Origin of the sequence: Pacificibacter marinus, assembly GCF_018860505.1 — a bacterium.
Classification (GTDB): Bacteria; Pseudomonadota; Alphaproteobacteria; order Rhodobacterales; family Rhodobacteraceae; genus Celeribacter; species Celeribacter marinus_B.
The window spans coordinates 48,076-54,672 of the sequence record NZ_JAHKPU010000038.1 but is presented as its reverse complement, the minus strand read 5'-3'; the positions used below and the strand labels follow the sequence as shown (position 1 = coordinate 54,672).

The 6,597-nt window shown below is 52.4% G+C and carries 7 protein-coding genes and 1 pseudogene; 7 read left to right on the top strand and 1 reads right to left on the bottom strand.

From position 1 onward, the window contains the following. Nucleotides 1–256: transposase (locus KO503_RS14040; protein ID WP_215992180.1), on the bottom strand; the 256-nt coding region annotated here is incomplete at its 3' end. A gap of 63 nt (nucleotides 257–319) precedes the next feature. Between KO503_RS14040 and KO503_RS14035 the strand changes: the two are divergent. The 7 genes and pseudogenes from KO503_RS14035 to KO503_RS14005 form a co-directional block, all read left to right on the top strand. Then, nucleotides 320–493, top strand: a pseudogene (locus tag KO503_RS14035) (integrase core domain-containing protein); the annotation flags it as partial. A 347-nt stretch (nucleotides 494–840) separates the two neighbouring features. Beyond that, a complete protein-coding gene (locus KO503_RS14030; RefSeq protein ID WP_215992178.1) occupies nucleotides 841–1,506 on the top strand; it encodes an ABC transporter permease in 666 nt (221 codons plus the stop codon). A gap of 15 nt (nucleotides 1,507–1,521) precedes the next feature. Next, the gene (locus KO503_RS14025; protein WP_215992177.1) at nucleotides 1,522–2,661 is read left to right on the top strand and encodes an ABC transporter ATP-binding protein; all 1,140 of its coding nucleotides are present in this window, start codon (nucleotides 1,522–1,524) and stop codon (nucleotides 2,659–2,661) included. Next, the gene (locus tag KO503_RS14020; RefSeq protein ID WP_354667592.1) at nucleotides 2,658–3,413 is read left to right on the top strand and encodes an ABC transporter permease; all 756 of its coding nucleotides are present in this window, start codon (nucleotides 2,658–2,660) and stop codon (nucleotides 3,411–3,413) included. Before KO503_RS14025 ends, KO503_RS14020 begins: the two co-directional genes overlap by 4 nt. Before the next feature lie 36 nt (nucleotides 3,414–3,449). After that, entirely contained in the window at nucleotides 3,450–4,337 is an 888-nt protein-coding gene (locus tag KO503_RS14015) for a glycine betaine ABC transporter substrate-binding protein (protein ID WP_252731099.1), read from the top strand. 48 nt (nucleotides 4,338–4,385) lie between these two features. Then, nucleotides 4,386–5,237 carry a nitrilase-related carbon-nitrogen hydrolase gene (locus KO503_RS14010; RefSeq protein WP_215992176.1) on the top strand — a complete coding sequence of 284 codons (852 nt, stop codon included), beginning with the start codon at nucleotides 4,386–4,388 and terminating at the stop codon, nucleotides 5,235–5,237. Between the two features lie 3 nt (nucleotides 5,238–5,240). Then, nucleotides 5,241–6,575, top strand: a complete 1,335-nt coding sequence (locus tag KO503_RS14005; RefSeq protein ID WP_215992175.1) for an MmgE/PrpD family protein — start codon at nucleotides 5,241–5,243, stop codon at nucleotides 6,573–6,575. The last annotated feature ends 22 nt before the right edge of the window (nucleotides 6,576–6,597 follow it).

The following is a 6,597-nucleotide window of genomic DNA, read 5'->3' as shown; positions in this document are numbered from 1 at the left end:
AAGAAGATTGCCGCCTTTTTAACACTTCCCTCTCCTCGCGCAGCAGCCGGACTTCCTTGCGAAGGCGTTCATTCTCCTTTTCGACGTCCTCGTGAGGACCCGACATCAGATCGTCATGCTGATGCTTCTGAACCCACTTGTTCAAAGTCGAAAGACCCACGCCTAAATCTGAGGCAACTTGGGGTCGTGTTAGGCCGCTTGTAACCGCAATGCGCACTGCATCACGCCGAAACTCGAGTGTGTATCTCGTTGCCATTCTTAATCTCCTTCATAGCAAACATTGCTCGAAAGAGACCGGAACTAAACCGTGGCAAGACCACCTCAACAGAACGGGTTCATCGTAAGTTTCAACGGTAAGCTGCGAGATGAATACCTGAATGAAACGTTATTTGGCACGTTAGGCTATGCCCGCAAAACACTTGAAGAATGGCAGGAGGACTACAACTGGCGCAGACCACATTCCGTACTGGGCAATCTAACCCCGATGGAATTCTTGCAGAGAAAGACCATGGACAAGATGGTCGCCTAACGTCAAAGATTTAACCCCAAGGGTTCCGCGCAAAGCTGGAGGGAACTTGGGGCTCAGGTCACCAGTAACTTCAGATGTCAGTGGTGCAAATTGCACGAAAAGCACTCACTTTCTCTAAGTTCTCTGAAATGCCTATTTATTGACCGTAAAGAAAACTGGTTAAGTGTTTGCTTTTGAATGTAAAATTTTACATGTCGCTTATTTGATAGTTTGTGTCGCTTTTACTAAAGCTCTCGAACCTGTGTGCAACAATCAATTGTGGCACAACAGAGCGCACCTACACCGCGCCACGCCATCAGGGGAATTTTTATATGGAGACGTTGGTTTTCATCAGCCAAAATCTCGATCTTATTTTCGAGAGAACCGTTCAGCACATGTCGATTGTATTTGTAGCAATCGGGTTGGCCATTGTGACCGGCGTTCCTATCGGAATTCTGATCACGCTCAACCAAAAAGCAGCGGATATCGTGCTCTATATTGCTGCGATCATTATCACGATCCCGTCGATCGCGCTTTTTGGCCTGATGATTCCGGTACTCTCGCTGATTGGTCAGGGCGTGGGTTATTTGCCCGCCGTGATTGCCGTGTTGCTCTACTCGCAGCTGCCGATCATCCGCAACACTTACACGGCGATCACAAATGTGGATCCGGCGTTGCGCGAAGCCGCGCGGGGGTTGGGCATGACCCCCATACAGCGCCTGCGCCGTGTTGAAATCCCATTGGCGATCCCTGTAGTCATGGCCGGTGTGCGGATCGCGGTTGTCATGAATATCGGTATCACGGCAATTGCGACTTACATCGGGGCAGGTGGACTGGGCGCCTTTATTTCGCGCGGCATTTCTCAATCTGACCCTCGGCAGCTCATCACCGGTGCTTTGATGGTGTCGCTTTTGGCGATCGCCAGCGATTACTTCCTCCTTTGGCTGCAAAAACGCCTCACACCCGCCTCTTCCTCCGCTACTGCGGGTGGCCATTAAATATCTGGAAACGTTATGATCAAGCTGGAAAAACTCTCCAAAATTTTTGAAACCCCCAATGGTGGGACTGTCATGGCGGCTGACAAAGTGTCGCTTGAAGTGCCTGAAGGCGAAATTTGTGTTTTGCTTGGCCCATCTGGGTGCGGTAAGACCACGACCCTTAAGATGATCAACGGGTTGATTCCGAAAACCAGCGGTAAAATACACGTTGCGGGGCGGGATACGGACACGATTGATCCGGTCGAATTGCGTCGTTCGATTGGCTATGTGATCCAACAAATCGGTCTTTTTCCGAACATGACAATCGAGGACAATATTTGCATTGTTCCCGATCTGCTGGGCTGGGAGCGGAGCAAAGCGCGCAAACGCGCCGCCGAGCTTCTTGATCTGGTGAACCTTGATCCCAGTATTTTTCTCAAACGTTTCCCAAAAGAACTATCCGGTGGCCAACAACAACGTGTTGGCGTGATCCGTGCATTGGCAGCAGACCCGCCCGTGTTGCTTATGGATGAACCTTTTGGTGCGATTGATCCGATCAACCGAGCAGTCATCCAAGACGAGTTTCTGAAAATGCAAAAGGAACTGCGCAAAACCATCGCCTTTGTGAGCCACGATATCGACGAGGCGATCAAAATGGCCGACAAGATTGCGATTTTTAAAGACGGAAAGCTCGAACAATTCAGCAGCCCTGACGATCTTTTGGCGCGGCCGGCCAGTGACTTTATCGCAAGCTTTTTAGGCTCTGACCGCACGCTCAAACGTCTTAGCCTGTTGAAAGTGTCTGATGTCATGCTCAGTGGCCGTGTCCGTGTGAGCGCCGAAGAAGACGTCGGTAAGGCGCGCGATATGATGAAGGAGGCTGGCCATAAAAACATTGTCATGGTGGGGCCGCGTGGACGTGCGCGCGGTTATTTGCATCTCAACGATGTTGTGGAGGCCACCGGCACGGTCGAAGAACATTATCAGGCTTTGCCGACCACGGTGAATGTTGATGCAGACTTGCGCACGGCGGTGTCGCAGATGTTCCGTCATGACACGACATGGATGGCTTGTGTCGATGATGATGGCTTTTTTAAGGGTTTTATCACCCAACGCGCCATCTCTCACCAATTGGGCGCAACCTATCGCGACACGCTGGCGGAGGATTTGACGTGAGCAGGGGCATTCTAGGCGCTGACGCATCTGACTCTATGAAAACACGCGCCGTATTTGTCATTGGTATTGCACTTGGTGCTGCCCTTACGGTGGCGACACAGGGGTATTTGGGTGATATTTGGCGGATTTATTCAGAGGATATCATTTATCTCACGAAACAGCATATCGTGCTTGTTTTGGTCTCTTCGGGTCTGGCTATTCTGGTCGGTTTGCCTGCGGGCATTTTACTCAGCCGTGACTTTATGCGGCGCTATTCCGAAACCCTTTTGCAGGTCTTTAATATCGGAACGACGATCCCGACATTGGCGATCCTTGCTTTGTCGATCACACTTTTAGGTATCGGATTCAAACCCGCTATTTTCGGGCTTTGGGTGGCGACCTTGTTGCCCATAGTTCGCAATGTGTTTCAGGGGCTGCGCGAGGTGCCTGCCCATCTCAAAGAAGCAGCACAGGGCATGGGTATGACGCCTCTACACATCCTGCGCAGTGTGGAACTCCCAAATGCGCTTTACGTTATGTTTGCCGGAATTCGGACAGCTGTTGCTGTAAATGTCGGCACAGCACCTCTGGCCTTTTTGATCGGCGGGGGCGGGCTTGGTGAACTGATTTTTACCGGCATCGACCTGAATGACATGCAGATGCTGCTTGCCGGGGTCATCCCAGTCGGGCTGCTTTCGATGTTAGCAGACTACACGCTTGCAAAAGGGCAATTCTGGCTCATCCCTCGCGGAGTCAATCCGCTTAGACCATAAAGAACTACTAAAAACTTATCCAACGGAGATACTCCCATGATGAAGAAACTTTCAATTACCGCAGCCAGCGCGCTGCTTGCTGCCACAACCTTATTTGCCAATACAGCACAGGCGGAGGCCATCAAGGTTGGCGGTAAAAACTTTACTGAACAGCTTTTGATCACCCAAATTACGACGGACCTACTTGAGGCCAACGGTTATGATGTCGACAAGCTCGAAGGTATGGGCACCTCTGTGGTGCGTGCTGCCCTTGAGAATGGCCAAGTGGATATCTATTGGGAATACACCGGCACTTCGCTCATCACCTTCAACAAAATTGAAGAAAAGATGGATGCCGACACGACATACGCGACTGTCAAAGACCTTGACGCCAAACTCGGCATTACATGGCTTGATGCGTCCCGCGCCAACAGCACCTATGCTCTGGCTGTGCGCAAATCAGACGATAAAGGCTTATCCTCGTTCACCGACATGGCTGAGGCTTATAATGCAGGTGAAAAGCTCAAAATGGGTGTGAATGCGGAATTTCCAAAACGTCCCGATGGATTGCCAGGTTTGGAGGAAACCTATGGGTTTGACATGAGCCGGCCCAACCTTGCATCGATGCAAACTGGCTTGATCTATGACGCGTTGAAAACCGAGAACCTGGACATCGGTTTGGTTTTTGCGCTTGATGGACGTATCGAAGCGTTTGATTTCAAAGTGCTTGAGGATGACAAAGGGTTTTTCCCGAGCTACGCGCTCACCGCTAACATCCGCACCGAACTTCTTGAGGCCGAACCCAAAATCGGTGAGCTTTTGAATTCCGTCGCGGCTATCATGACCGACGATGTCATGCGCGGGCTGAATGCGATGGTCGATGTCGATAAGAAGACCATCGAAGATGTTTCGCAAACCTTTTTACAGAACCAAGGTCTGATTTAATATAAATTGCCGCTTCCCGAACGGGAAGCGGCACGTTTACGGGATACGATGATGCGCCACCGCGAAGTCCTACGCTGCGCCTGTGCGCAGATCGAACATACCCCAGACAGTCCTGACACATTGTTCCACAAACATGTGGCCTTTCTAGAAGAAGCCCATGATGGCCAGATCGATCTGACGGTGTTTCCCGAAACTTCTCTGACAGGCTATCCTGCGGATGGAGATGCCGTGCGCAAATCGGCAATATGGGCTGACGATCCGCGCCTTCTTGCCTTGGCGCAAAAATGTCGTCACGGCTATGCTGTGGTGGGGTTCGTCGAACATGGCCGCGGGGGCCAATTTTACAATTCCATCGCTTGGTTGCACAAAGGTGAGGTGCTCAAGATCTACCGTAAGATCAACCTGCCGACTTATGGCCGCCTCGACGAGGGCAAATATTTCACTGCCGGAAAACGCACCATGACGCTTGAGATCGACCGTCACTGGATTTGTGGCGGCATGATCTGTGCCGACAGTTGGGATCCAGGCCAGCTTTACCTGTCGGCCATGCGAAAGAGTACGGTTTTGGCCCTGCCGATTGCCTCGACAAAAGAAGGCGTCGGCGGAGGGTTCTCAAACGAGGCGGGTTGGGATCTGGTCGGGCGCCATACAGCGATGGTTTATGGCTTGCCCATTCTCATGTGCAACTGGACCGGACCGCACCTTGATATGCATTTTTGGGGTGGTTCAACGATTTTTGGCCCTGATGGTACGCGCTATGCCCATACCGGACAAGGCGAAGCCTTTTTGATCGCAGAGATTTCCTATGCGGATGTGATCCACGCGCGGCAAACAATGCCGACCGTGCGCACCCTTATGCCTCAGCTTTTGCTGCGCGAATTGCCCAGTTTATTGGAGTGATAAATGTCACCGTCCTCAGATATAAGTGATTTTTTGAATGAGCTTCGCTGGGAGGATGTGCCGGAAAGAGTTCAGAACCGCGTCCGCTTTTTGCTTTTGGATCTGCTGGGGACGGCATTGGCCGGAACAGGGACAGAGTTGCATGCGGCTGTTTTGCGGTATGCTACTCGCAACCTTGCTGGTGATCATGTGCGAGTCTTGTTTTCGGGCGTCACGCTGTCGCCAGAAGGGGCGGCGCTTGTTGGTGCGATGACCATCGACTCTGTGGACGCACATGATGGTCACAGGTTGACCAAAGGCCATGTCGGCTGCGGAGTTTTGCCAGCACTCTTGACCATTTTAGATGATCGCCAAGTTACTTTGAGTGGCGAAGATTTTCTAATGTATCTGGCGGCCGGATATGAGATCGGCACGCGGGCCGGCATCGCCTTACATCGCACCGCTTCGGATTATCACACAAGTGGGGCCTGGATTGCCGTCTGTGTCGCAGCGATTTCTGGGCGACTTATGGGCTTGTCTCCCGACGTCTATGCACACGCGTTGGGCATTGCAGAATATCACGGACCACGCAGCCAGATGATGCGGGTCATCGACCACCCAACCATGCTCAAAGATGGATCGGGTTGGGGTGCTATGACTGGCATTTCTGCCGCGGCCCTAGCAGACGCCGGATTCACAGGTGCCCCGGCCATTACGGTTTTGGCCCCTGAAGTGAGCGATATCTGGGGCACACTGGGCGCGGAATGGGAGGTTCTGAATCAATATATAAAAGGGTTCCCGGTCTGCCGTTGGGCACAACCGTCTGTTCAGGCTGCGCTTGATCTCACCCGCGTTCGCCCTTTGCGTGCGGAGGACATTGTCTCCGTGGAGATCGAAACCTTTCACGAGGGCACACGTCTGTTCAAAGGTGTGCCTTCAACCACCGAAGAGGCGCAATATGCCATTGGGTTTCCCGTGGCCGCGGCTCTTTTGAGGGGGCGCGTGGGGGTAGCGGAGATTTCCAAATCCGCCTTTTGTGAACCCGATTTGTGCGCTTTGTGTGAAGGTCTTTCGTTTAAGGAAAACGACGCGTTCAACGCGCTGTTTCCGGCGGAGCGTTGGGCGAAATTGTCCGTGCGTTTGTCTTCGGGCGAGGTTTTGACCACACCTGCGACACAGGCGAAAGGCGATCCCGAGACGCCCTACACAGAGGCCGAGATCACCGCAAAATTCTACGATCTGGCAGGGGAGGCAACAACCCGCCCGCAGCTTGAGGCGATCCACGCGGCTGTTATGGGGTTGGATGAGACTGGTGCTTCGCTCATTCGGCTGCAAGACCAGATTTTCGCAAAACCCTAAATGAACGTGCTTTGAACGCACT